Source organism: Curvibacter lanceolatus ATCC 14669, from assembly GCF_000381265.1.
In the GTDB taxonomy this organism is placed as follows: Bacteria; Pseudomonadota; Gammaproteobacteria; order Burkholderiales; family Burkholderiaceae_C; genus Curvibacter; species Curvibacter lanceolatus.
Window position 1 is genome coordinate 38475 of the sequence record NZ_KB906259.1, and the last position, 21930, is coordinate 60404.

At 67.1% G+C, this 21930-nt stretch carries 21 protein-coding genes; 8 read left to right on the top strand and 13 right to left on the bottom strand.

Features of this window, described 5'->3' with window-relative positions; translation table 11 throughout:
* Nucleotides 1-29: 29 nt before the first annotated feature.
* The 3 genes from F624_RS0113810 to aptA form a co-directional block, all read right to left on the bottom strand.
* On the bottom strand, nucleotides 30-407 hold the full coding sequence (locus F624_RS0113810; protein ID WP_019574903.1) for a transcriptional regulator: 378 nt from the start codon (nucleotides 405-407) through the stop codon (nucleotides 30-32).
* A gap of 2 nt (nucleotides 408-409) precedes the next feature.
* Entirely contained in the window at nucleotides 410-727 is a 318-nt protein-coding gene (locus F624_RS0113815) for a type II toxin-antitoxin system HigB family toxin (protein ID WP_019574904.1), read from the bottom strand.
* Between the two features lie 214 nt (nucleotides 728-941).
* The gene (gene aptA / locus F624_RS0113820; protein WP_031255000.1) at nucleotides 942-2315 is read right to left on the bottom strand and encodes an omega-aminotransferase AptA; all 1374 of its coding nucleotides are present in this window, start codon (nucleotides 2313-2315) and stop codon (nucleotides 942-944) included.
* A 111-nt stretch (nucleotides 2316-2426) separates the two neighbouring features.
* On the opposite strand from aptA, the gene F624_RS0113825 reads away from it, so the two are divergent.
* Both F624_RS0113825 and F624_RS0113830 read left to right on the top strand, forming a co-directional pair.
* Nucleotides 2427-3398 (top strand): LysR family transcriptional regulator, encoded by a 972-nt coding sequence (locus F624_RS0113825; RefSeq protein WP_019574906.1) that lies wholly within the window; start codon nucleotides 2427-2429, stop codon nucleotides 3396-3398.
* Nucleotides 3399-3578: 180 nt separating this feature from the next.
* Complete coding sequence (locus tag F624_RS0113830; RefSeq protein WP_019574907.1) at nucleotides 3579-4577, top strand: Bug family tripartite tricarboxylate transporter substrate binding protein; 999 nt, start codon at nucleotides 3579-3581, stop codon at nucleotides 4575-4577.
* 24 nt (nucleotides 4578-4601) lie between these two features.
* On the opposite strand, the gene F624_RS0113835 is transcribed toward F624_RS0113830, so the two are convergent.
* The 6 genes from F624_RS0113835 to F624_RS0113860 all read right to left on the bottom strand — a co-directional run bounded on the left by F624_RS0113835 (nucleotide 4602) and on the right by F624_RS0113860 (nucleotide 10378).
* On the bottom strand, nucleotides 4602-5603 hold the full coding sequence (locus F624_RS0113835; protein ID WP_019574908.1) for a TRAP transporter substrate-binding protein: 1002 nt from the start codon (nucleotides 5601-5603) through the stop codon (nucleotides 4602-4604).
* A gap of 110 nt (nucleotides 5604-5713) precedes the next feature.
* Complete coding sequence (locus F624_RS0113840) at nucleotides 5714-6421, bottom strand: ABC transporter ATP-binding protein (RefSeq protein ID WP_019574909.1); 708 nt, start codon at nucleotides 6419-6421, stop codon at nucleotides 5714-5716.
* Complete coding sequence (locus F624_RS0113845; protein WP_019574910.1) at nucleotides 6414-7217, bottom strand: ABC transporter ATP-binding protein; 804 nt, start codon at nucleotides 7215-7217, stop codon at nucleotides 6414-6416. The genes F624_RS0113840 and F624_RS0113845 overlap by 8 nt, the downstream gene beginning before the upstream one ends.
* Nucleotides 7214-8185 carry a branched-chain amino acid ABC transporter permease gene (locus F624_RS0113850; RefSeq protein ID WP_019574911.1) on the bottom strand — a complete coding sequence of 324 codons (972 nt, stop codon included), beginning with the start codon at nucleotides 8183-8185 and terminating at the stop codon, nucleotides 7214-7216. Before F624_RS0113850 ends, F624_RS0113845 begins: the two co-directional genes overlap by 4 nt.
* A 38-nt stretch (nucleotides 8186-8223) precedes the next feature.
* On the bottom strand, nucleotides 8224-9096 hold the full coding sequence (locus F624_RS0113855) for a branched-chain amino acid ABC transporter permease (protein WP_019574912.1): 873 nt from the start codon (nucleotides 9094-9096) through the stop codon (nucleotides 8224-8226).
* 97 nt (nucleotides 9097-9193) lie between these two features.
* Nucleotides 9194-10378 carry an ABC transporter substrate-binding protein gene (locus F624_RS0113860; RefSeq protein ID WP_019574913.1) on the bottom strand — a complete coding sequence of 395 codons (1185 nt, stop codon included), beginning with the start codon at nucleotides 10376-10378 and terminating at the stop codon, nucleotides 9194-9196.
* A gap of 265 nt (nucleotides 10379-10643) precedes the next feature.
* Between F624_RS0113860 and F624_RS0113865 the strand changes: the two genes are divergently transcribed.
* Nucleotides 10644-11651: a glucokinase gene (locus tag F624_RS0113865; protein WP_019574914.1), complete on the top strand. Its 1008-nt coding sequence runs from the start codon at nucleotides 10644-10646 to the stop codon at nucleotides 11649-11651.
* Between the two features lie 16 nt (nucleotides 11652-11667).
* Here the strand turns inward: F624_RS0113865 and F624_RS0113870 are convergent, their stop codons facing one another.
* Both F624_RS0113870 and F624_RS0113875 read right to left on the bottom strand, forming a co-directional pair.
* Nucleotides 11668-11952, bottom strand: coding sequence for a late competence development ComFB family protein (locus tag F624_RS0113870; protein ID WP_019574915.1), 285 nt, complete (start codon nucleotides 11950-11952; stop codon nucleotides 11668-11670).
* 119 nt (nucleotides 11953-12071) lie between these two features.
* On the bottom strand, nucleotides 12072-12947 hold the full coding sequence (locus tag F624_RS0113875) for a 4-hydroxyphenyl-beta-ketoacyl-CoA hydrolase (protein ID WP_019574916.1): 876 nt from the start codon (nucleotides 12945-12947) through the stop codon (nucleotides 12072-12074).
* A gap of 115 nt (nucleotides 12948-13062) precedes the next feature.
* Here F624_RS0113875 and F624_RS0113880 point away from each other — a divergent pair, with 115 nt between their 5' ends.
* The 5 genes from F624_RS0113880 (at nucleotide 13063) to F624_RS0113900 (ending at nucleotide 19410) form a co-directional block, all read left to right on the top strand.
* A complete protein-coding gene (locus F624_RS0113880) occupies nucleotides 13063-13857 on the top strand; it encodes a crotonase/enoyl-CoA hydratase family protein (RefSeq protein WP_019574917.1) in 795 nt (264 codons plus the stop codon).
* Nucleotides 13858-13895: 38 nt separating this feature from the next.
* Entirely contained in the window at nucleotides 13896-15782 is a 1887-nt protein-coding gene (locus tag F624_RS0113885; protein ID WP_031255004.1) for a feruloyl-CoA synthase, read from the top strand.
* Between the two features lie 2 nt (nucleotides 15783-15784).
* Nucleotides 15785-16549 carry an SDR family NAD(P)-dependent oxidoreductase gene (locus tag F624_RS0113890; protein WP_019574919.1) on the top strand — a complete coding sequence of 255 codons (765 nt, stop codon included), beginning with the start codon at nucleotides 15785-15787 and terminating at the stop codon, nucleotides 16547-16549.
* A 46-nt stretch (nucleotides 16550-16595) separates the two neighbouring features.
* Nucleotides 16596-17591 carry a Bug family tripartite tricarboxylate transporter substrate binding protein gene (locus F624_RS0113895; RefSeq protein WP_019574920.1) on the top strand — a complete coding sequence of 332 codons (996 nt, stop codon included), beginning with the start codon at nucleotides 16596-16598 and terminating at the stop codon, nucleotides 17589-17591.
* A 73-nt stretch (nucleotides 17592-17664) separates the two neighbouring features.
* Nucleotides 17665-19410: an acyl-CoA dehydrogenase family protein gene (locus tag F624_RS0113900; protein ID WP_019574921.1), complete on the top strand. Its 1746-nt coding sequence runs from the start codon at nucleotides 17665-17667 to the stop codon at nucleotides 19408-19410.
* 74 nt (nucleotides 19411-19484) lie between these two features.
* Here the strand turns inward: F624_RS0113900 and F624_RS0113905 are convergent, their stop codons facing one another.
* Together F624_RS0113905 and F624_RS0113910 are read right to left on the bottom strand one after the other, a co-directional pair.
* Nucleotides 19485-20591: a sensor domain-containing diguanylate cyclase gene (locus tag F624_RS0113905; RefSeq protein ID WP_019574922.1), complete on the bottom strand. Its 1107-nt coding sequence runs from the start codon at nucleotides 20589-20591 to the stop codon at nucleotides 19485-19487.
* A 128-nt stretch (nucleotides 20592-20719) separates the two neighbouring features.
* Nucleotides 20720-21925, bottom strand: coding sequence for a M20 aminoacylase family protein (locus tag F624_RS0113910; protein ID WP_031255007.1), 1206 nt, complete (start codon nucleotides 21923-21925; stop codon nucleotides 20720-20722).
* Nucleotides 21926-21930: the final 5 nt, after the last annotated feature.

The following is a 21930-nucleotide window of genomic DNA, read 5'->3' on the forward strand; positions in this document are numbered from 1 at the left end:
GCCGGGCGCAGCCAGTGCAACCAGCGCCATCAGGCCTCAACAGCCTCTGGTTTGCGGATGAGAACCTCGGCCGGAATGTGAAGCCCCTCACTCAGCCGGCGGATCATGTTGAGAGACAAGGAGCGCTTGTAGGACAAGACTTCATAGACACGGTTGAGTGAGCCGATGTAAGGCACCAGATCTTTGACCGTCATGCCCGACTGCTCCATGCGGAACTTGATGGCCTCGACGGGGTCGGGAAGATCGATGGGATGGTGCCTGGCCTCATAGGCTTGCACGAGCGTCCCGAGCACCTCCAACCGCTCCCCTTCGGGTCCATCGGGCGAAGGATCCAGGTCGATCAGGGCAGACACTTCCTGCAGCGCCGCGAGGTAATCGCCTTCGGTGCGGATGGCTTTGATTTCCAAGATCAGACTCCTTTGAACTGGTCCACAACGGTAGCGTCCACACGGTCGTATTCAGCGTGGGTTCCGACGAACTTCACGTAGACGTACTGCATTTTGTAGGCGATCGCCACAATCAGACGGTAGTCATTCCCTTTGATGTTGAAGACGACACGGTTGTTCGCAATGATGCTGGCGTTCGCATACTGGCGCTTCACGTCCTGAGGACTGCTCCAATGTGCAGCACGGGCTTCTGCGAGCCACGCCTTCAAAGGCCCCTCCGCATCGCGGCAATGAGTTTGCCGCCAGAAGGACTCCAGGTTGCGCAAAGCGACGATGTGCATGCCACAGAATAGTCCCAAAACGGTACTCTAACAAACACTGTGGAGTCAGCGCACGCCGTGAACCAGCGTCAGGAAATTTCCGACTCCCGTCACAGATATCTCACGCTCAAAACCTGGCATCCCTCGCAAAGCCCAAAAAGCCCGGGCCTGCCCGTCTTTCGACAGGGCAGGCCCGGGCTCGTTGCCGTGCGCTGGCGCGAACTCGCGCCTTGGATCAGGCGGTTTCGGCCAGGGCGTCACCCAGGGCGTTGATCAGGCGGTCGATCTCGGCCTTTTCGGTGATGAAGGGGGGTGCCAGCTGGATGGTGTCGCCACCGTAGCGCACGTAGAAGCCCTTCTTCCAGCAGGCCATGGCCACCTCGTAGGGGCGGCGGGCCGGCTCGCCGGGCAGGGCCTGCAGCGTGATGCCGGCGGCCAGGCCGTAGTTGCGGATGTCGGCCACGTGCTTGCTGCCCTGGAGGCTGTGCACCGCGGTCTCGAAGTACGGGGCCAGGGTGCGCACGCGGCCCAGCATGTCTTCCTTTTGCAGCACATCGAGGGCGGCCAGGCCGGCCGCGCAGGCCACCGGGTGGGCCGAGTAGGTGTAGCCGTGCGGGAACTCCAGCATGTAGTCGGGGCCGCCCACGGCCATGAAGGTGTCGTAGATCTCCTTGGTGGCCAGCACGGCACCCAGGGGCTGGGCACCGTTGGTGATCTGCTTGGCGCAGTTCAGGATGTCGGGGGTGACGCCGAAGGCCTCGGCCCCGGTGAAGGCGCCGGTGCGGCCAAAACCGGTGATCACTTCATCAAAGATCAACAGGATGTTGTGGGCCGTGCAGATGTCACGCAGACGCTTCAGGTAACCCACGGGCGGGATCACCACGCCGGCCGAACCAGAGAAGGGCTCGACGATGACGGCCGCGATGTTCGAGGCATCGTGCAGGGTGATCATGTCGAGCAGGCGGTCGGCCAGTTCGGCACCGGTGGGCGGCATGCCCTTGTAGAACGAGCCTGCGGCCGGCTGGGTGTGCGGCAGGTGGTCGGCTTCGACGCCCTGGCCGAAGATCTTGCGGTTGGCGCCGATGCCGCCCACCGAGATGCCGCCGTAGTTCACGCCGTGGTAGCCCTTTTCGCGGCCGATCAGGCGGGTCTTGCTGCCCTGCCCCTTGGCACGCCAGTAGGCGCGCGCCAGCTTGAGCGAGGTGTCGGCCGACTCGGAGCCCGAACCGGTGAAGAACACATAGTCGAGGCCGGCCGGGGTCAGCTCCTTGAGGCGGTTGGCCAGCGCGAACGAGCCGGGGTGACCGAACTGGAAGGCCGGCGCGTAGTCCAGCTTGGCGATCTGGCGGCTCACGGCTTCGGTGATCTCGGGGCGGCCATGGCCCAGGCCGCTGCACCACAGGCCCGACAGGCCGTCGAAGATCTTGCGGCCATCGGCGTCGGTAAAGTAGGCACCCTTGGCCTCGACGATGATGCGCGGGTCTTTCTTGAAGCTGCGGTTGGCCGTGTAGGGCATCCAGTGGGCTTCGAGCCAGGCGGCATCGGTGCGACCGGCAAAAGAGGTGTCCGGTGCCGGGGTGGCAGAGGGTTCGGCGGCGAGCTGGGTCATGGCGGTCGGGCCACGCGGCGAACGTGGCAGTGTGGGTGAAACAAGTTGCCCATTCTTCATGCCGCCGTTATTCTTGAAAATGGATCAATATCAATACTTACTTCGCAATCCATGCAAGTAAAAAACACCCCTCCCCCACCCTCCCCCGCGGCCGAGCGCCCCACCAAGAACCGCGCCATCCTGGGCCAGCTCAGCGACATGGACTTGCGCCTGCTGCAGGTGTTCAAGACGGTGGTCGAATGCGGCGGCATGTCGGCGGCTGAACTGGAGCTGAACATCGGCACCTCCACCGTCAGCCGCCACGTGAAAGACCTGGAAACCCGCCTGGGCCTGGTGCTGTGTCGGCGGGGCCGGGCCGGCTTTGCCCTCACGCAGGAAGGCCAGCGGGTGTATGACGAAACCCTGCGCCTGCTGGCCGCCGTCGACGGCTTTCGCAGCAGCGTGGACGACATCCACCACCGCATGGGCGGCCAACTGGAGCTGGCCCTGTTCGACAAGACCGCCAGCAACCCGGCCTCGCGCATCCACGAGGCCATCGCCCTGTTCACTGAGCAGGCCCCCGATGTGAACCTGGTGCTGCGCGTGGCCTCGATCAACACCATCGAGCGCGGCATCATGGACGGCAGCCTGCAGGTGGGCGTGATCCCGGCCCACCGCAGCTCGCCCAGCCTGATGTATGCCGACCTGTTCAACGAGAAGATGCTGCTGTACTGCGGCGCCCGCCACCCCCTGTTCGGGGCCGAGCACAGCGGCCTGGACTGGGACAGCCTGCGCCGCTGGCACTTTGCCGGCCTGGGCTACCACTCGCCCAACATGGAGCTGAGCCACCAGGCCCGCCTGTCGCGCCGCGCCACCGGCTTTGACCAGGAGGCCATTGCCACGCTGATCCTGTCGGGCCGCTTTCTGGGCTTTCTGCCCGACCACTATGCCGAGCCCTTCGAACGTCAGGGCCTGATGCAGGCCGTGCAGCCCGACGCCCTGCACTATGAATGCCAGTTCGTCAGCCTGCTGCGCCGCTCGCCCCAGCCTGGGCGGGCCGCGCAGCTGTTTCATGACTGCCTGGTGAAGGCGCATGCGAGCTGACTCGGGTCAACCCTGAGCGTGATGCTGGTCAATCTGTTTGATTGTCAAATTTTTTGAGACAGACCGTCAACTTTTCCTCCGATTGTCAAACACAGTTTATTGACCAACAATCTGCCGGCCCCAAGGCTCGCAGACGTCTGCCAGCCTCAGCGGGGCACCTTCCCCCTTCGAGAGACAAGCATGACGACAAGCCACCCGACCCTGAACCGCCGGCAGTTGCTGGCCCTGGCCACCGCTGCCGGCGTGGGCAGCCCCCTGCCAGCGCTGGCCCAGAGCAAATACCCAGGCGGCAAGCCGGTGACCGTGGTCGTGCCTTTTGCCGCAGGCGGCACCACCGACATCCTGGGCCGGCTGATGGCCCGCCACCTGGGCACCCGCCTGGGGGGCACCGTGATCGTGGACAACAAGGCCGGCGCCGGCGGCGGCATCGGTGCCGCCGTGGTGGCCAAGGCCCCCGCTGACGGCTACACCTTGCTGATGGGCACCATCGGCACCCACTCGATCAACCAGTTCCTGTACAAAAAGCTGGCCTACGACCCGGCACGCGACTTCGCGCCCCTGGGCCTGGTCGCCAAGGTGCCCAACGTGCTGGTCGTGCACCCCAGCCAGCCCTACAAGACCGTGAAAGAGCTGATCGCCTACGCCAAGGCCAACCCAGGCAAGGTGACCTATGCCTCGGCCGGCAATGGCACCTCCATCCACCTGGCCGGGGCCCTGTTCGAGCAGATGGCCCAGGTGGACATGGTGCACGTGCCCTACAAGGGCAGCGCGCCGGCCATTGCCGACCTGCTCGCCGGCCAGACCTCCTGCAGCTTCGACAACCTGCCCTCGGCCATGCCGCACATCAAGTCAGGCGCCTTGCGGGCCATTGCCGTCACCGGGTCGGCCCGCTTTCCCAGCCTGCCGCAGCTGCCCACCATCGCCGAAAGCGGCCTGCCCGGCTACGACGCCACCTCGTGGTTCGGCCTGTGGGCGCCCGCTGCCACCCCGCCCGAACTGGTGGCCCGCCTCAACGCCGAGATCAACCAGATCCTGAACCAGGTCGAAGTGCGCCAGCAGATGCTGGAGCAAGGCGCCGAAGCCGCCCCCGGCACGCCCCAGCAGTTCAGCAGCTTCATCCAGGCCGAAGCCGCCAAGTGGTCGAAAGTGGTTCAGACCGCCAACGTGCAGCTGGACTGAACACCGCAATCAGCCGAGTCGGCTTCACCCGCCGCGCCGGGCGTAGTAGCCCAGCAGGGCCTGGGTGCTGTTGATGCCGGCCTTTTGCGCCCACTCGCGGCCGAAGCGTTCGCCCAACTGGTCCAGGGTGCGGCGCAGCTCGGCGGTGGGGGGCACCACCTGCACACGCTGTTCGGCCAATTGCTTCTTGGCCGCCTCGTCGGCGCTGCGGGCCATCTGCCAGCCCTGGGTCTCGGCCTGTTTGGCGGCCTCCAGCAGGCTCTGACGCACGGCCGGGCTGAAGCCATTCCAGACTTTTTCACTGACGCACACCATGTTCTTCGGGATCCAGGCGCGCAGGTCCACAAAGAACTTCATGTACTTCCAGGCCTGGCTGTCCACCCCAGTGGTGCTGGACGTGACCATGGCGTCCACCTGCCCGGTCTCGATGGCCTTGGAGAGGTCTTGCGCGGCGATGGTGGTGGCCGTGGCGCCCGACAGCTCGGCCAGACGCTTGGTGGCGTCGTTGTAGACGCGAAAGCGCAGGCCCTTCAGATCGCTCAACTGGTTGACCGCAATGCGGCTGTAAAGCCCTTGCCCCGGCCACGGCACGGCATACAGCACGCGCACGCCGTGCGCCAGCATCTCGTCGCCCACGGCCTTGCGCGAGGCCTCCCACATGTGGGCGGCATCATCGAAGCCACGCACGATGAAGGGCAAGGAATCGAGGGTCAGCAGCGGGTACTTGGCGCCATAGGAGGACATCAGCACCTCGCCAAAGGCCAGTTCGCCCTTTTCGAGCGCCGGCAGCACCTCGGCCATGGGTTTGAGTTGCGAGTTCACCCCCAGCTCGACAGGCGAGCCCGCCAGCTCAGCCACACGGCGAGCGAACTGACGCAGGTTCTGGGTATGGAACACGGCGTCGCCATAAGCGCCTGAAAAACGCAGGGCGAATGCCTGGGGCTGGGCCAGGACAGAGCCACTGCCGAACAGCGCAGCCCCCCACAGCGAAGCCAGCGCCTGACGGCGCGCAATGCAATCGGACACGGGAAAACCCTCGGTTGAAACGCTGTGGGCATGATACGACCCGTCCGCGGAAATGCACCGCTCATCGGCCGTAAAGTGTAGAAATGCGCAGCCTCCGGCCGCCCACTCTGTCAGCGCCGCGCCACACCCAACAACTGATCGAGCAGATCAGGCCTGTCGCTCAGGGCCTGGGCGCTGTCGCGGTGCACCACGGTGCCATGGTCCAGCACCACTGCCACATCCGAGATCGCCAAAATGGCCTGCGGGTGCTGCTCGACGATGATGGCGCTCAGGCCTTCGTCGCGGGTGATGGCGCGGATGGCGCGCAACAACTCCTCCACGATGATGGGGGCCAGGCCCTCCAGCGGTTCGTCGAGCAGCAGCAGCCGCGGGTTCAGCACCAGGGCGCGGGCCACGGCCAGCATCTGCTGCTCGCCGCCCGAGAGCTGGGTGCCCAGGTTGCCCTGGCGCTCGGCCAGGCGCGGGAACATCTGGTAGGCGCGCTCGGGTGTCCAGGGGCCGGGGCGTGCCACGGCCGTGAGGTTTTCGTGCACCGTGAGCGACTTGAAGATGTTGCGCTCTTGCGGCACCCAGCCGATGCCGGCGGCGGCCCGCTCATGGGGCTTGAGCCGGTTCAGGACCTGGCCGCCCAGGGTGATGCGCCCCGCATGCTGGCGTGTGGCGCCCGCCAGGGTGTTCATGAAGGTGGTCTTGCCGGTGCCGTTGCGCCCCAGCAGGGCCAGGGTCTGGCCCTCGTCCAGGCGCAGCGACACCTCGTGCAGCACCACCGCCTCGCCATAGCCGGCGCTCAGGTTCTCGACGTTCAGCAACTCAGCCATGGGCGTCTCCGTGGCCCAGGTACACGGCCTTGACCTGGGGATCGTTCGCAATCGCTTCGGGCTCGCCCTCGGTCAGCACCGTGCCATTGACCAGCACCGTCATGCGGCGGGCAAAGCTGAACACCAGGTCCATGTCGTGCTCGATCAGCAGCACCGAGACATCGGCCGGCAAGGCCGCCACGGTCTGCAGCAGTTCGTCGCGCTCCCCCGCCGGCACGCCGGCCACAGGCTCGTCCAGCAGCAGCACGCGGGGCTCACAGGCCAGGGCGATCGCCATCTCCAGCAGGCGGCGCTTGCCGTAGGCAAGCACCCGCGTGGGCTGGTGGGCCACATCGCTCAGGTGAAACTGCTCCAGCAACTGCTCGGCGCGCTCGACCACGGCGCGGTCACGGCCCAGGGCCTGCCACCAGCGGCCGCCCTGGCCGCGGTGCTGCGACACCACCAGGCTCAGCGTCTGCAAGGGGCTCATGCTGTCGAACAACTGGTTGATCTGGAAGGTGCGCACCAGGCCGCGCTGCACCCGCAGGTGGGGCGCCAGCGTGGTGATGTCCTGCCCGTCCAGCCACACACTGCCCTCGGACGGGGCCAGCACGCCGGTGAGCTGGTTGATCAAGGTGGTTTTGCCAGCGCCATTGGGGCCGATCAGTGCATGGCGGGCCCCCTGGCGCAGCTGCAGCGACACCTGGTTGGTGGCGGTGATGCCGCCAAAGCGCATCACCAGCGAGCGCGTCTCCAGCACCACCGGCGCTTCGGCCCGGGTGCTCTCGGCAATGGCTTCGTAGTAGGCGGCGCTCATTGCGGGCCCCCTGGCGGATGGCTGCGGCCGAACCAGGTCCAGGGGCGCAGCAGGCGCTCGCGCCCCACCAGCACCAGCAACACCAGCAACAGGCCGATCCAGAACATCCAGTACTGCGGCGTGATGGCCGACAGGCTGTCTTGCAGCAGCTTGAAGACGATGGCCCCGACGATGCCGCCGTACAGCCAACCCACCCCGCCGATCACCAGCATCAGCAACACATCAGCCGAGCGGTCGAAGGCCAGCACATCGAGCGAGGCAAAGCCCGTGGTCTGCGCCAGCAAAGCCCCGGCCGCGCCGGCCACCCCGGCGGCCACGGCGTAGATCAGCACCAGGCGCTGCACCACCGGGATGCCGATGGCCATGGCGCGCAGGCGGTTGTCGCGGATCGCCATCAAGGTGGCGCCCAAGGGCGAATGCACCAGGCGCCGCATCAGCACGAACAGCCCCAGGGCCACGCCCAGCGAGTACCAGGCCGCAACCTGGCCTGTCAGGTCGAACTCGAAGTAACCCAGCACCGGGCCCATGATCACGCCCTGCAGGCCGTCGGCGCCCCCGGTCAGCCAGTCGAGCTTGTTGGCCAGCTCCAGCAGGATCAGCGCGGTGCCCAGGGTCACCATCAGCCGGGTCAGATCAGTGCCGCGCAGGATGGTGACGCTGCACAGCGCCCCCAGCGCGGTGCACAGTACCGTGGCCACCAGCAGGCCCAGCGTGGGGTCGGGCATGACCAGTTTGGCAAACAGGGCCGCCGAGTAGGCGCCAAAGCCGAAGAAGGCCGCATGGCCCAGCGAGACGATGCCGGTGTAGCCCAGGATCAGGTCCAGCGACATGGCAAACAAGGCCACGATGGCGATCTCGTTGATCATCAGCGCGTGCGAGGGCAGCACGGCGGGCGCGGCCAGGGCTGCGGCCCAGACCACGAACTCCCAGGCCCGGGGCCGCGAGCGGCGCAGCAGCGCAGATGACATGTCGAGAGCGGGTGTCAGAGAAGGCTTGGGGCTGGACATCAGCGGCCCCCCCGGCGCGTGAACAGCCCCTGCGGGCGCCACAGAAGAATCATGATCATGAGCGTGTAGACGATGAAGGCGCCCAGCTTGGGGATGAAGTACTTGCCCGCCACATCGGCCACGCCCAGCAGCAGCGCGGCCAGCAAGGGCCCGGTGATCGACGAGGTCCCCCCCACCGAGACCACGATCAGGAAATAAATCATGTACTTGAGCGGGAAGGTCGGGTCCAGCCCCAGCACCTCGGCCCCCAGCGCGCCACCCAGCCCGGCCAGGCCCGAGCCCACGGCAAAGGTGAGCAGAAAGATCTGGTTCACATTGATGCCCAGGCCGGCGGCCACACGCGGGTCGTCCACCGCGGCGCGCAGCCGGCTGCCGAAGCGGGTGCGTGTGAGCACCAGCTGCAGCACCACCGTGAGCGCTGCACACACCGCGATGATGAACAGGCGGTAGTGGCCCATGCCCAGCTGCAGCAGGCCCTCGCCCAGCTCGGTGCGGCCGCGCAGCCATTCGGGCAGTTGCACGTTCTGCTGGCTGGAGCCGGCAAAGTAGTCCACCCCGGCCACCGCCATGAAGGCCAGGCCAATGGAGAACAGCACCTGGTCCAGGTGCGGCTTGCTGTACATGGGCCGGTACAAGGTGCGCTCCAGCAAGGCCCCCATCAGCCCGGCGCCCACAAAGGCCAGCGGCAGGCAGGCCAGAAATGGCAGGCCCAGGCGCTGCATCGCCATCACGGTGATGTAGCCGCCCGCCATGGCAAAGGCGCCATGGGCCAGGTTGATGAAGTTCATCAGCCCCAGGGTCACGGCCAGGCCCACGGCCAGCACAAACAACAGCATGCCGTAGGCCACGCCGTCAAAAAGAATCGTCAACACGGCGGCTCACCTCCCGGTGGTGCTCAGTGGTCAGTCAAAAACCCCGCCTGCCGGCAGACCGGGGCCACGGTGCCCAGGTGGGCGGATGGGCAGGCGCTCAGCGCGCCTTGCCGGGGTCTTTCACGTCCTTGATCACGTCGAACTCGACGTTGTAGAGCTGGCCGTTCTTTTTCTCGACCTTGCGCAGGTACACGTTCTGCACGATGTCGCGCGTCTGCGCATCGATGAAGACCTGGCCACGCGGGCTCTCGAAGATCTGCCCCTTCATGGCGCCCAGCAGTGCCGTGCCGTCGCCCTTGCCCTGGGTGGCCTTGAGGGCCTCGTAGATCACGCGCATGCCGTCGTAACCGCCCACGGCCATGAAGTTGGGGCGCATGGCCGGGTTGGCCTTCTGGAAGGCTTCGACAAACTTCTTGTTGACCGGTGAGTTGTGGTCGGCCGAGTAATGGTGCGAGGTGACCACGCCCAAGGCGCCATCGCCCATGTCGTTGAGCTGGTCGTCATCGGTCACGTCGCCGGTGGCGATCAGGCGGATGCCGGCCTTGTCCATGCCGCGCTCCAGAAACTGCTTCATCACCGCGGCGCCGGCCCCCGAGGGCACGAAGACAAACAGCGCATCGGGTTTCTCGTCGCGCACCTTCTGCAGGAAGGGGGCGAAGTCGGGGTTGCGCAGCGGCACGCGCAGCGCATCCACCACCTGACCACCATTGAAGGTGAAGCGTTCCTTGAAGAACTTCTCGGCATCGATGCCCGGGCCGTAGTCCGAGACCAGGGTGACCACCTTCTTGATGCCGTTCTTGGGGGCCCAGTCGGCCATGGACACCGTCACCTGCGGCAGCGTGAAGCTGGAGCGCACGATGAAGGGCGAGGCCTGGGTGATGCTGGAGGTGGCAGCCGCCATCACCACCATCGGGGTCTTGGACTGTGTGGCGATGGGCGCGGTGGCCAGGGCCAGCGGCGTGAGGCCGAAGCCGCCCAGCACATTGACCTTCTCATTGACCACCAGCTCTTGCGCGATGCGCTTGGTCACGTCGGGCAGACCGGTGTCGTCCTTCACGATCAGCTCGATCTTGCGGCCGGCCACGGTGTCGCCGTTCTGCGCCATGTAGAGCCGTGCCGCCGCCTCGATCTGGCGCCCGGTGGAGGCCGATTGCCCGGTCATGGGCAGGATCAGCCCGATCTTGAATTTGCCGGCGTCCTGCGCCAGGGCCGTGCCGGCCTGGGCGGCCGCCAGGGCCAGTGCAGACAGCGCCACACGCTGAAAGAATTGACGTTTTTGCATCTCTTTGTCTCCAATGCGGCGGGCACCGGGCGAAGCCCTTTTTGGCCGCGGGTTGATCTGCCGGGGTCCGGATCTCTGTTGTTTGCGCGGACTCTATCACGCGCAATGTACGGGCGGCAGGCTCAAGGGCATCGCCGGTAATGCCCTGCCGTCATGCTGACCCCGCCAACAAGTTACACGAGCACCTGCGAAGACGTAATAAAATTACCAACCCTCTCTGAGGATATTCTTCAACCCCCTCGCAGCCCGCCCAGACGCAAGCCCCATGTACGAAGCCCGCGCCCCCGAGACCCCCGCCCTGCCCACCGAGTTTCCCCGCCTGCTGGGCGACATCGGCGGCACCAACGCCCGTTTCGGCTGGCAGCATCAGGCCGGCAGCCCCATCACCCAGGTGCAGGTGGTGCCCTGTGCCGAGCACCCCAGCCTGCTGGCCGCGGTGCAGCACTATCTGAGCACCCAGCAGTTGCCCCAACCGGCCCGCGCCGCCTTCGGCATCGCCAACCCGGTCAACGGCGACGCGGTGCGCATGACCAACCACCACTGGGCCTTCTCGGTGGAGGCCCTGCGCGCCGGTCTGGGCCTGCAGCGCCTGTTGTTGCTGAACGATTTCACGGCGCTGGCCTTGTCCTTGCACAGCCTGCCTGCTGAAGACCTGCGCGCCGTCGGTGGCGGCACTGCAGCAGCCGGTGCTGCCGTCGCCTTGATCGGCCCGGGCACGGGCCTGGGGGTGTCGGGGCTGGTCCCAGCCGGGCCGAAGGGGCCCTGGGCCCCGGTGGCGGGCGAAGGGGGCCACGTGAGCGTGGGCGCCATGAACGCCCACGAATTTGCGGTGATCGAGGTGCTGCGCCAGCGCCACGGCCATGTGTCGGCCGAACGGGTGGTGTCGGGCACAGGCCTGCCCGAGCTGTACCAGGCGGTGCGCCAGGTGCAGGGCCTGCCCGCCGACGACAGCGCCGGCGCGCCGCAGATCATCGAAGCCGGCCTGCGCGAACCCGGCTCGGCCGCCGAGCACACCTTGCACCTGTTCTGCCGCTTCCTGGGCGATGTGGCCGGCAACCTGGCCCTGACCCTGGGGGCCCGCGGCGGCGTGTACATCGGCGGCGGCATCGTGCCGCGCCTGCTCGATTTCTTTGTGGCCTCTGACTTCCGCCAGCGCTTCGAGGCCAAGGGCCGCTTCAGCGCCTACATGAGCCAGGTGCCCACCTGGGTGATCACCAGCCCGGTGTCGCCGGCGCTGCAGGGCGCGGCCAATGCGCTGGACAACCTGCGCTGAAGCTCAAAAAACCCGTTCAGCCCGCCTGCCGCTTGGCCGCCCGTTCGGCCACGAAGCGGAAACCGAAACTCAGAGCGTCTTCCATGGCCTGCTCGATGCCGTGGCGCTCTTTTTCAGTCAGGTAGAACATCAGGTCCACGTCGTGGCGCACGTAGCGCGCCGGCAGCCGGTTCAGCGCCACGCAGGCCACGTCGGCCAGCATGTCGTGGGTGAACTCGGGGTATTTCTCGGAGCGGTGGCTGACTTCCTCGAACACCAGCCGCTCGTAGAAATTGTGGATCTGCTCAAAGTCGGTGCTCATGGTGTTCTCCTTCTAGTCTGTTGGGGGCCTGCTGAGACGCCAGCCTCCGACATTAACAGCGAGGCCGGGCCACCACAAGACAGAAAGGGCCTGCCCCAGGGCAGGCCCAGGCCGCGGCCTCAGGCGGCCTGGCGGTCCAGGCCGAGCAGGCGCACCGCGTTGTCCTTCAGGATGCCGGGCATCACCTCGGGCTTGAAGCCGGCCACCTCGAAGTCCTTCATCCAGCGCTCGGGCGTGATCAGCGGGTAGTCGCTGCCGAACAGGATGCGGTCTTTGAGCAGGCTGTTGGCGTACTGGATCAGCTGCTTCGGAAAGTACTTGGGGCTCCAGCCCGACAGGTCGATCCAGACGTTGGGCTTGTGCGTGGCCACCGACAGGGCTTCATCCTGCCAGGGGAAGCTCGGGTGGGCCATGACGATCTGCATGTCGGGGAAGTCGATCGCCACATCGTCCAGGTGCATGGGGTTGCTGTACTCCAGACGCAGACCGCCGCCGCAGCGCATGCCGCTGCCGATGCCGCTGTGGCCGGTGTGGAAGATGGCGGGCAGCTTGTAGTGGTTGATCACCTCGTAGATCGGCCAGGCCATCTTGTCGTAGGGGTGGTAGCCCTGCACCGTGGGGTGGAACTTGAAGCCTTTGATGCCGTGTTCGGTGATCAGCTTCTCGGCCTCGCGCGCGCCCATCTTGCCCTTGTGCGGGTCGATGCTGCCGAAGGCCATCATCATGTCGCTGTTGGCCTTGGCCGCCTCGGCGATCTCTTCGTTGGGGATGCGCTTGCGGCCCAGCTTGGACTCGCTGTCCACCGTGAACATCACCAGACCGATCTTGCGCTCGCGGTAGTAGGCCACGGTCTCTTCGATGGTGGGGCGGCGGTTGCTGCCGAAGTACTTGTCGGCGGCGCGGTCGTACTCCTCGCCATAGTTGTCAAAAGGGTTCCAGCAACTCACTTCGGCGTGGGTGTGGATATCGATGGCAATCAGGTTCTTGTAGTCCATTGACGGTCTCCTGGGGTGGATAGAAACAAGGGTTTTCACCAAGATCAAAGCGGCTTTGTTGGCTTGAATTGGTTATTTTTTATAACCATAATCGATTCAACAACGGAACGCAATCATGAACCAGACATCCTCCCACCCCGACCTTCAAATCGAATTCCACGGCGAAGAACAGCAGGTGGCCGTGTTGCGGCTGACCCGCCCTGCCAAGCGCAATGCGCTCAATGACGGGCTGATCATTGCCATCCGCAATGCCTTCGACGGCCTGCCCGAGACGGTGCGCGCCGCGGTCATCGACGGCCAGGGCCCGCACTTCTGCGCCGGCCTGGACCTGAGCGAACTCAAGGAGCGCGATGCCGGCCAGGGCGTGCACCACTCGCGCATGTGGCATGCCGCCCTGGAGCGTGTGCAGCATGGCCCCGTGCCCGTGATCGCGGCCCTGCATGGTGCGGTGGTGGGCGGCGGCCTGGAGCTGGCCAGCGCCTGCCACATCCGCGTGGCCGACGAGACCACCTTCTACGCCCTGCCCGAAGGCTCGCGCGGCATCTTTGTGGGCGGCGGCGGTGCGGTGCGCATCCCGCGCCTGATCGGTGCGGCCCGCATGACCGACATGATGCTGACCGGCCGCGTCTACAACGCCGCCGACGGCGAGCGCATCGGCATGGCCCAGTACCTGGTGCCCGAAGGCACGGCCTTCGACAAGGCCCTGGAACTGGCCCTGCGCGTGGCCCAGAACGCCCCGCTGACCAACTACGCCCTGATGCACGCCCTGCCCCGCATTGCCGAGCAGCCGGCCGACCAGGGCTTCTTCACCGAGGCGCTGATGGCCGCGATTGCGCAAAGCGCCCCCGAGGCCAAGGACCGCGTGCGCGCCTTCCTCGAAGGCCGCGCCGACAAGGTTCGCAAAGACTGAGCCCAACCGCCCCACCAACCACCAGCGAGCAGAAGAACATGAGCGAGACAAACCAAGCAGCGGCCCCGGCCCGCTACCGCCCCCTGGAATTCGGTGTCACCCGGGTTCAGTTGCAGCAAGGCCAGACCGGCACCCGCTACCTGCAGGCCGAGCAGTCGCTGGCGCCCCATGCCGAGCGCATGACCGACCGGCTGCTGCACTGGGCGCAAACCCAGCCTGAACGCACCTTCATGGCCCAGCGCGTGCGCGACAGCCAGGGCCGCACCGGCGACTGGCGCCACGTGAGCTATGCCGAGGCACTGCAGACGGCAAGGCGCATCGGCCAGGCCCTGCTGAACCGGGGCCTGAGTGCCGAGCACCCGGTGGTGATCCTCAGCGAGAACAGCCTCGAGCACGCCCTGCTGGCACTGGGCTGCGTGTATGCGGGCATCCCGCACTCGCCAGCCTCCCCGGCGTACTCGACCGTCAGCCAGGACTACGACAAGCTGCGCCATGTGATCAACACGCTCACGCCGGGCCTGGTGTTTGCCACCGAAGGCAGCCGCTTCGCCAAAGCCATCGCAGCCGCCGTGCCGGATCGGGTGGAGGTGGTGCTGGTCTCGGGCGAGGTGCCGGGCCGGGCCCACACCGCCTGGAGCGATCTGATCGCCACCGAGGCCACCGACGCGGTGGACGCGGCCATGCAGGCCACGGGGCCGGACACCATCACCAAGTTCCTGTTCACCTCGGGCTCCACCAAGCTGCCCAAGGCGGTGATCAACACCCACCGCATGTGGTGCGCCAACCAGCAGCAGATGCGCCAGTCCATGCCCGTGCTGGCCGACCCCGAGCAGCCCCCGGTGCTGATCGATTGGCTGCCCTGGAACCACACCTTCGGCGGCAACCACAACGTGGGCCTGACGATCTACAACGGCGGCACGCTTTACATCGACGACGGCAAGCCCACCCCGACCCTGATCGGTGAGACCCTGCGCAACCTGCGCGAGATCGCACCCACGGTGTACTTCAACGTGCCCACCGGCTTCGAGGCCATCGCCAACGCGATGAAGACCGATGAGCTGCTGCGCAAGACCCTGCTGTCACGGGTGCGCATGTTCTTCTACGCCGGGGCCGCCCTGGCCCAGCCGATCTGGGACGATCTGCACGCGGTGCAAGAGGCCGAGATCGGCGAGCGCATCGTCATGGGCACGGGCCTGGGCATGACCGAGTCGGGGCCTTTTGCCATCTTCATCACCAACCCACAGGTCAAGTCGGGCGATCTGGGCGTGCCCACCCCGGGCCTGCAGCTCAAGCTGGTGGACAGCGACGGCAAGGTCGAGGTGCGCTACCGCGGCCCCAACATCACGCCGGGCTACTGGCGCGCACCGCAAGAGACGGCCGCCCACTTCGACGACGAAGGCTTCTTCTGCAGCGGCGACGCCGTGCAGTGGATCGATGACGACGACATCCACCTGGGCCTGCGCTTTGACGGCCGCATCGCCGAAGACTTCAAGCTGGCCACCGGCACCTTTGTGAGCGTGGGCCCGCTGCGCGCCAAGATCATCGCGGCCGGCGCTCCCTATGTGCAGGATGCCGTGCTGACCGGGATCAACCTCAAGGAGGTGGGCGCCCTGCTCTTCCCGACCCCCGCCTGCCGCGCTCTGAGCGGCCTGCCGGCCAACGCCCCCTGGGCCGAGGTGCTGAGCAGCGCCCCGGTGCTGGAGAAGTTCCAGCAAATCATCGACGAGCTGGCCCGCCACGCCACCGGCAGCGCCAACCGCATTGCCCGTGCCGCCCTGCTGGCCGAGCCGCCCTCGATCGACCGCGGCGAAGTGACAGACAAGGGCTCGATCAACCAGCGCGCCGTGCTCAAGCACCGCGACGCCCTGGTGCAAGCCCTGCACGAGGGCAGCCTGCCCCACATCTTCCAACCTCAAGGAAACTGACCATGGACATCCAAGGACAAGCCGCGCTCGTCACCGGCGGCGCATCCGGCCTGGGCGAAGCCACCGCCCGCGAACTGGCCCGACTGGGCGCCCGCGTGGCCGTGCTCGACGTGAATGCCGAACTGGCCGCCAAGGTGGCGGCCGACATCGGCGGCATCGCCTGCGTCTGCGACATCACCAACACCGACAGCGTGCAGGCCGCGCTGGACCGGGCCACCGAGGCCCATGGCCCGGCCCGCATCCTGATGAACATCGCCGGCATCGGCACCGCCAAGCGTGTGGTGCAAAAGGACGGCAGCGCCGCGCCGCTGGAAGACTTCAGCCGCGTGGTGACGGTGAACCTGATCGGCGCCTACAACATCAGCCGCCTGTTTGCCGCCCAATGCGCCAAGCTGAGCCCGCTGGAAGACGGCGAACGCGGCGTGATGATGTTCACCGCCTCGGTGGCCGCGTTTGACGGCCAGGTGGGCCAGCAGGCCTACAGCGCCTCCAAGGGCGGCCTGGTGGGCATGACGCTGCCGATGGCGCGCGATCTGGCGCAGCACGGCATCCGCGTCTGCACCGTGGCGCCCGGCCTGTTCGCCACCCCGCTGATGAAGCAGTTGCCCGAGCCCGTGCAGGCCTCGCTGGCAGCCTCCATCCCCTTCCCCTCGCGCCTGGGCAAGCCCGAAGAGTTCGCGCAACTGGCCTGCCACATCGTCACCAACGGCCACCTCAATGGCGAGGTGATCCGCCTGGACGGTGCCCTGCGCATGGCGCCGCGCTGAAGCGCACCCCTGAAGCCTGATTCAAATAAAACGGAGACAACACACCATGAGCAACCGCCGTCAATTCATCCAGGGCCTGAGCGCCCTCGGCGCCCTGGGCAGCACCGGCCTGCTGGCCCCCAACGCCTTCGCCCAATTGGTCGAACAGTGCAAGATCTTCTACGGCTTTCCGGCCGGCAGCTCGGGCGACAGCGTGGCCCGCCGCGTGGGCGAGAAGGTGGCCGGCAGCGCTTTCAGCAAGAACGCCGCCGTGGTCGAGAACAAGCCCGGCGCCGGCGGCCGCATCGCCCTGGAGTCGCTCAAGCCCGCGCCCGCCGACGGCTCGGTGCTGGCCCTGTCACCCTTCTCGGCCCTGGCCATCTACCCGCACATCTACAGCAAGATGAACTACGAGATGAAGGACTTCGTGCCCGTCTCGATCGGCGCCGTGATGCACCACGGCCTGGCCGTGGGCCCGCTGGTGCCGGCCAGCGTGAAGACGCTGAAAGACTTCCTGGCCTGGGCCAAGGCCAACCCCAAGGACGCCAGCTATGGCTCGCCGGGCGCCGGCTCCACGCCCCACTTCCTGGGTGCCCTGCTGGGCCTGAACAGCGGCGTGGAGATGCGCCACGTGCCCTACCGAGGCTCCATCCCCGGCGTGACCGACCTGGTGGGTGGTCAGATCGCCGCCATGCTGACGCCCAGCGGCGACTTCATCGCCAACGCCAAGGCCGGCAAGCTGCGCATCCTGGCCACCTCGGGTGAAAAACGCTCGCCCTTCCTGCCCGATGTGGCCACCTTCGCCGAGCAGGGCTTTGCCGACCTGACCACCGAAGAGTGGTTCGGCTTCTACGCCCCGGCCAAGACCCCGGCCCCGGTGATTGCAGCCGCCAACGCCGCCATCAACGCCGCGCTCAAGGACAAGACCGTGATCGACAGCCTGGCCCTGGTCGGCCTGATTGCCCAGGGCTCCACCGCCGAAGAAATGGGCCGCTCGCAAAAGCACGAGTTCGAGCGCTGGGGCCCCCTGGTCAAGCGCATCGGGTTCAGCGCCGAATCCTGATCCGCGGATCCACCGATCCCAACCCGGGGCCTTCGGGCCCCTTGTTGTCTCTGCCACCCTCTTTTTCTGCACCATGTCTTCCTCCTACCAGCCCCGCCCTGCCGACAACGCCTTCTTGCTGTTCAACGTGCTGCAGGCGCCGCAGCAACTGGCCCCCTTGTCGGCCCTGACCGAAGCCGACCAGGCCTTGATGGAACAGGTGCTGGACGAAGCCGGCAAGTTTGTCGGCGAGGTGGTGGCCCCGCTGTCGCGCGAAGGCGACGAGATCGGCTGCCGCTGGGAGGCCGGGAGCGTCACCACGCCGCCGGGCTTTCGCGAGGCCTACCAGGCCTTTTGGCAGGCCGGCTGGCCTGCACTGGCCGGTGCCGCCGAAGACGGCGGCCAAGGCCTGCCCTGGGTGCTGGAGGGCGTGCTGTACGAATGGCTGAGCGCCGCCAACCACGGCTGGACCATGGCGCCCGGCCTGCTGCACGGCGCCTACGAATGCATCAAGCACCACGCCTCGGACGAACTCAAGGCACGCTACCTGGCCAAGGTGGCCAGCGGCGAGTGGCTGGCCACCATGTGCCTGACCGAACCCCACGCCGGCAGCGATCTGGGCCTGGTGCGCACCCAGTCCACGCCCGTGGAAGGCGGTGCCCTGCCCGGTGAACACCTCATCAACGGCAGCAAGATCTTCATCTCGGGCGGCGAACACGACCTGACCGACAACATCGTGCACCTGGTGCTGGCCCGCCTGCCCGGCGCACCGGCCGGGCCCAAGGGCCTGTCGCTGTTCCTGGCGCCCAAGTTCCTGCCCGACGGCACACGCAATGGTGCCCACTGCGACCGCATCGAAGAAAAAATGGGCCTGCATGGCAGCCCCACCTGCGTGATGCGTTTTGAAGACGCCACCGGCTGGCTGGTGGGTCAGCCCGGCGCCGGCCTGAACGCAATGTTCGTGATGATGAACGCGGCGCGCCTGCACGTGGCCCTGCAAGGCATCGGCCTGCTCGACGCCGCCTGGCAGAAGGCCGATGCCTACGCCCACGAACGCCGCCAGATGCGGGCCCCCGGGCCCCGCCCCGCCTCGCGCGGCGACAAGGACAGCGCCGACCTGCTGATCGAGCACCCGGCCATGCGCCGCATCCTTGATGTGCAGCGCGCCTGGATCGACGGCGGCCGCCTGCTGGCCTACCGCACCGGCCTGGCCCTGGACACGGCGCGCCACCACCCCGACGCGGCCGAGCGCGCCCAGGCCCAGCGCTGGTGCAGCCTGGTGACCCCGGTGCTGAAGGCGGCCTGGACGCACCAGGCCTTCTACGGCGCCAGCGAATGCCTGCAGGTGTTCGGCGGCCATGGCTATGTGCGCGAATGGGGCATCGAGCAGATCGTGCGGGATTCGCGGGTGGCCATGATCTACGAGGGCACCAATGAGATCCAGGCCATCGACCTGCTGCAGCGCAAGGTGCTGCCCGACGGTGGCGAGGCCTTGGGCGCCCTGCTGCTGTCGCTGCGCGCCACGCTGGACGCCAGCCGCCCATTCGATGCCGAAGTGCTGCGCCGACTGGCCGAGCTTCGCTACCTGAGCACCACCCTGGCCGCCGCCTGCGCGGCCGACCCGATGCTGGCCAGCCTGAGCGCGGACGACTACCTGCGCGCCGTGGCCCTGGTGCTGCTGGCCTGGGCCTGGGCCCAGATCGAGCACACCCCGGGGGCCGAAGCCCCGCGCTGGCAAGGCCCGCTACAGGCCCTGCAACAGCGAGTGCTGCCTGAGTTCGAGATGCGTCTGAAGATGATCCGCCAACTGATCCCGGCCACGCCCTTGCACCCGGCCTGAGGCTGCCACCCACTCCCCGGGGCCAGTTCAGGCCCCGGTTCAGCCCCAGGTTCAGCCGCCGCTGATGAGCCGGCTCACGCTGGCTCCAGGGGCACGGTGGGCTGCTCGAACCGGTCGGCCTGCGCCACCTCAACCCGGTTGCGACCTCGGCTCTTGGCCAGGTACAAGGCCTTGTCAGCAGCGGCCAGCAACTCACCCGGCAGTTGCCCATGCTCCGGGTAGGAGGCCACCCCGGCCGACAGCGTGATGCGCAGCCGCTGCCCCTCGATCAGCAAGGTCGAGCCGGCCAGGCTCTCGCGGTAATGCTCGGCACGCTCCAGGGCGGCCGAGAGAGGCATGTTCGGCAACATCAGCAGGAACTCCTCGCCGCCGTGTCGACACACCACATCGCTGGCCCGCGATTCGTGGCTCAACAGAAAAGCCACGCGCCGCAACACCTCATCACCCACCGGGTGGCCGGCGTTGTCATTGACCTTCTTGAAATGATCGATGTCGATCACGATCAGCGCCAGGGGTTGCCCCTCGCGCTGGCAGCGGATCAGCTCACGGCCCAGCGTGGCATCCAGAAAGCGCCGGTTGAACAGGCCGGTGAGCGAATCCCGATTCGCCTGCTCGCTCAGGCGCACCTGCAGGACCTGGTTCTCGGCCAGCTGGCGTTGCAGCGCCCGCTCGCTGTCGGTCAGGCGCATCCGGATCGCATGCAGCTTGCGGGTGCGCTCGTTGGCACCATGGGCAAAGGCCATCATGTAACCCGACAGGGCCAGCATGCACAAGGCGGTCGGCCCAGGCGCCAGATCGGGCTGAAATCGAAAGCCATGCACGAGCACCGCCAGGGCCGCTCCGCAGCACTGCAGCAGCACCGAAATGAGCAAACCCCTGGGCCCTTTGAAGGCCGCCAGGTTCATGGCCCCACAGACGCACAAGGCATAGGCCAGCCACAGAGGCGCCCCCAGCCAAGCCACCCAAAAGCCGATGGCCAGCGAGTCGAAGGTCATGGTGCGCAGCTCGAAGGCCAGGGGGTCGTCGGACAGGCGAGCAAACAGGTAGGCCAGCTGCGGGTACAGCACAAACTGCAGACCCAGACCGACCCACCAGAACCAGGGCCAGGGGCTGGCCCACCATTGCCATGCGACCACCGATATCACCGCCAGCCACGACACTGCGCGGTTGCGGTAATTCATGCGCACCACCCAATGGGGGGGGCGTGGCGGGAAAGGCGACATGGGCAGCGGGCAGGCCAGATATCAGAGTCGTCAACTGTATCAGTTGGTAACCAAACCCGCACCCGTACCTACCCACCCTGCCGGGGTTAATCCAGAAAGCGTTGTGCGAGCAGGCTCCAATAGGCCGCCCCCCGCACCAGGTTGCGGTCGTTGAAGTCGTACCCTGGGTTGTGCACCATGCAGGCGCAGTGGCCGGCAAAGGGGTGGTCGGCCTCCTGCCCGTCGCCATTGCCGATCAGCAGGTAGCTGCCCGGCACTTTTTCGAGCATGAAGGCAAAGTCTTCACTGCCCGGCAAAGCCGGGGCCTGCAGCGTGACCTGCTGGGGCCCGGCCAACGCCAGCGCCACCTCTCGGGCCAGCGCGGTCTCGGCCGGGGTGTTGACCAGCACGGCATAGCCGTCGCGGTAGTCCACCTGGGCCGTGCAGCCAAAGCTGGCGGCCTGGGCCTGGGCCAGCGCGGTGATGCGCTCGCGCAGCAGGCGGCGCACCTCGCGGTCCAGGGCGCGCACGCTGAGTTTCAGGGTGGCGGTCTCGGGGATCACGTTGTTGGCCTGCCCGGCGTGGAAGGCCCCCACCGTGACCACGGCCATGCCCAAGGGGTCGACGTTGCGCGACACCACCGTCTGCAAGGCCATCACCAGGCTGGCGCCGGCCACCACCGGGTCGGCGGCGCGGTGCGGCATGGCGCCATGGCCGCCCACGCCGTGCAGGGTGATCTCCACATAGTCGGACGAGGCCATGGCCGGGCCTTCGCGCAGGGCCAGGTGCCCTTGCGGGTAACCCGGCATGTTGTGCATGGCAAACACGGCGTCGCAGGGAAACTGCTCGAACAGACCGTCCTGCATCATGCGCACCGCCCCGCCCAGGCCCTCTTCAGCGGGCTGGAAGATCAGGTTCAGCGTGCCGTCAAACCGGCCCGACTCGGCCAGCAGCTTGGCCGCGGCCAGCAGCATGGCGGTGTGGCCGTCATGGCCGCAGGCATGCATCACCCCCGCGTGCTGGCTGGCGTGCGGCAGACCGCTGGTCTCGGTGATGGGCAGGGCATCCATGTCGGCGCGCAGGCCCAGCCGGCGCGTGCCGCTGCCGCGCCGCAGCTGGCCCACCACGCCGGTGCCGCCCAGCCCACGCGTGACCTGGTAGCCCCAGCCCTGCAGGGCCTCGGCCACGCGTTCGCTGGTGCGGTGCTCTTCAAAGCCCAGCTCAGGGTGTTGGTGGATATCGCGGCGCCAGGCCTCGAACTCGGGGGCCAGGGCCTGGGCCCGGGCCAGCAGATCAGCGATGTCGGTGCTCATGGTCT